We start from the raw sequence: 516 nt of genomic DNA on the forward strand, positions 1-516 counted from the left end.
CGAGTAGCCGATTGTCTCCGCCGCCACGAGCGTCCGCCGAAAGGCCTCGACGTCGGAGATGTCCGGTCGCGGCGCGCCCGCCGCCACCGCCATGCCGACATAGGAACGCGCAAGATCCACCCGGCTGCCCGCCACGAGCACGCCGGAGGCCATGAGTTCGTCGATCGCCTCCGAGGTCAGGATGGCCAGGTCCCCGCGTTCGCCGAACTGGATGCGGTCCATCAGCCGCTTCGTCGGCTCGTAGACCGCGTCCACCTTCAGCCCAAGGCGTGGCAGCAGCTCGTCCAGCACGCTCACCACGCCGAGGGTCGAGAAGAGTTTGAGATCAGCCACCTGCGCCTCCTGATGCGAGGCGATGATCCTCCCGCGCCGGCCGGCGGGCAAGGCGCGACGCACGCGACAGTTCCGGGCTCGCCGCGAGGGCAGTTATGAGAAAAGTATCGCTGACTGGTCTGAGGGGTACGGCGCGATGTGGAACTTTTCCGTGAGCGGGGCGCTCAGCCTCATGGCCCGCAC

General features: G+C 68.0%; 1 protein-coding gene. It reads right to left on the reverse strand.

Annotated elements, in window-relative coordinates; translation table 11 throughout:
• Positions 1-333: substrate-binding domain-containing protein (locus tag AC1DWF_RS38720; RefSeq protein ID WP_476843695.1), on the reverse strand; the 333-nt coding region annotated here is incomplete at its 3' end.
• Between the last annotated feature and the right edge of the window lie 183 nt (positions 334-516).

The sequence above is a fragment of the Aminobacter sp. P4_D5 genome (assembly GCF_056401815.1).